Source organism: Clostridium gasigenes (assembly GCF_017348895.1).
GTDB classification, from domain to species: domain Bacteria; phylum Bacillota; class Clostridia; order Clostridiales; family Clostridiaceae; genus Clostridium; species Clostridium gasigenes.
The window spans coordinates 1-2,895 of the sequence record NZ_CP071379.1 but is presented as its reverse complement, the minus strand read 5'-3'; the positions used below and the strand labels follow the sequence as shown (position 1 = coordinate 2,895).

1 protein-coding gene is annotated in these 2,895 nt (G+C 24.4%); it reads left to right on the top strand.

The genetic code is table 11. From position 1 onward, the window contains the following. Positions 1-3: 3 nt before the first annotated feature. On the top strand, positions 4-2,895 hold a 2,892-nt coding region (locus J1C67_RS19325; protein ID WP_342356959.1), incomplete at its 3' end, for a condensation domain-containing protein.

Sequence of the window (2,895 nt, the reverse complement as noted above, 5' to 3'; positions counted from 1 at the left end):
GAGATATTAGCAAAAATCTGGATGGATATACTTGGATTAGATAGGATAGGGATAAATGATAACTTTTTTGATTTAGGTGGAGATTCAATAAAGGCAATAAGAATAGTGTCAAAGTACCAAAGATATGGTTATAAATTAGAAGTAAAAGATTTATTCGAAAGATTAACTATTAAAAATATTATTACGAAAGTTGAGAAAAAACAAAATTGTATAAATCAGGAAGTTGTAGAAGGTGAAGTGATATTAACGCCAGTACAAAGAAGATTTTTTGATAATCAGATTAGTAAAAATAACCACTATAATCAGTCTATTGTATTATATAAGAAAGATGAATTCGATGAAGATATAGTTATGGATGTATTTAATAAAATTGTTATTCATCATGATGCTTTAAGAATGGTATATATTAATGAAAATAATAATATAAAACAATATAATAGGGGAATAAATGAAGAATTATTTACAATTGAAGTATTTGACTATAAAGATATAAATGATTACCAAAAATTAATAAATGATCATAGTGAAATTATACAAGGGAGTATGGATATAGAACAAGGGCCTCTTGTAAAATTGGCTTTATTTAAAACTAATGAAGGGGATTATTTAGTAATAATAATTCATCATTTAGTTATAGACGGACTTTCATGGAGAATATTAATAGAAGATTTTAATATAGGATATTCTATGAAATCTAAAGGCGAAAAAATAATATTACCTAGGAAGAGCAATTCCTTTAAAGAATGGTCCAAATATCTTGAGGAAAATATAGGAAAAAATAATCAGTTAAAAAATGAAAAAGAATATTGGAATAATATTCAAAATAAGATGAGAAATAAAAAAGTAGTCCATAAAATGAAGAATTATAACAAGTTAGATATTCAGTTAAGCAAAAAAAATACTTTGGACTTGTTAAAGAAGACTAATAAGTCATATAATACGGAAATTAATGATATTTTATTGGCAGCTTTGACGTTATCAATAAGTGAGTGGAGAAAAGAAGATAGTATTATAATTGATTTAGAAGGTCATGGTAGGGAAAAAATGGAAGGGGATATTGATGTAAGTAGGACGATAGGTTGGTTTACAACTCATTATCCAGTCGAATTTAATTTGAAACATAATAAAAAAATTGAAGATTTAGTTATTAGTACAAAAGACACATTGAGAAGAGTTCCAAATAAAGGTATTGGGTATGAGTTGATAAAATATTTAGGGGATGGTATTAAAAATAAAGAATTAACTTGTACAATTAGTTTTAATTATCTGGGACAAGCGGATGAAAAGTATGAAGTAGAATTATTTGAACTTTCTAATATATCAATTGGAAAAGATTTGAGTATGGAAAGTGAACGAGATTTTGAAATATATGTTAGTGGAATTATTGTTAATAACAAATTAGAATTAGCATTTAATTATGATAGAAGTATATATGAGCAAAATGAGATGATGAATTTATTAAATATGTACAAATATAATTTGATAAATATTATCGAATGGTGTAAAAAAAACCAAAGTACTAAGTTAACTATTTCTGATTTAAGTGATAAGAGAATTGAAGATTGGGAATTTAATTATATAAGAAATTTATATGAAGTTAATTTAGAAAATAAAATTCAAAATATATATAATTTATCCCCTATGCAACAAGGGATGTTATTTCATTCATTAATTGAACCAGAAACTATTGATTATTTTGAGCAAAAGACATTTATTTTGGACGGAGATTTTAATTTGGATTTATTTGAAAAAAGTTTTAATGAAATTATTGTAAGACATGATGTTTTAAGAACTGTGTTTTTGAGTGATAAATTAAAAGCTCCGAAACAAATTGTATTAAAAGACAGAAAGTCGAATATTATGTATTTTGATTTTTCATCATCAAATGAGGTAGAAGGAGAAATATATAATTATATATTAGAGGACAGGAAAAAGGGATTCGATTTATCTAAAGATACTTTGATTAGAATATCAGTATTAAAAATTAGTAAAGAAAGATATCAAGTTATCTGGAGTTTCCATCATATCGTAATGGATGGATGGTGTAACTCTATAATAATGGATGAATTAATAAAGATATATATAAACTTAATAAATAATAAAGAAATAGAATCAAAAAAAGAGGTAAATTATTACAAATACATTAATTGGATAGAAGAACAAAATGTTGATGGGGCTAAGGAATATTGGAAAGAATATATTAGTGATTATGATAATATTATTAAAATTCCACAAAATGCCGTTAAAAGTGAAAATAGTATTATAAATGGAGAATTTAAGTATAGAATTGAAAAATTTAAGACTGATATGTTATATGAAATTAGTAAGGAGGCTAATGTTTCATTAAATAGTGTATTAGAGGCCATATGGGGAATAGTATTGCAAAAGTATAACAATACAAATGATGTTATTTTTGGTTCAGTTGTATCTGGAAGAAATGCAAATATAGAAGGAATAGAAAACATGATAGGATTATTTATAAATACTATTCCTGTTAGAGTTATGGATAAACAATTTAATTTTATAGAGTTATTAAATGACCTACAAAATAGAGCGTTAAAGTCTAATGATTATGAATATTATCCATTATCAGAAATTCAGTCATTATCTAAAGTGAAGCAAAAATTAATAAGTAGTTTATTTATTTTTGAAAACTATTATAAGAAAGAGTTTGATTATTTAGGAAAAAATCAACTTGGATTTGAAGTAAAAGAAATGAAGGCTTATGAACAAAATAGTTATGATTTTACAATTATGATAACGCCAGGAGATGAAATTGAAGTTAGGTTATCATATGATACTAATAAATTTGATTGTAATTCAGTTAATTTAATAAAAAATCATATTAGTAAAGTAATAGATTCTGTACTAGAAGATAAACAAATTAAGGTATCC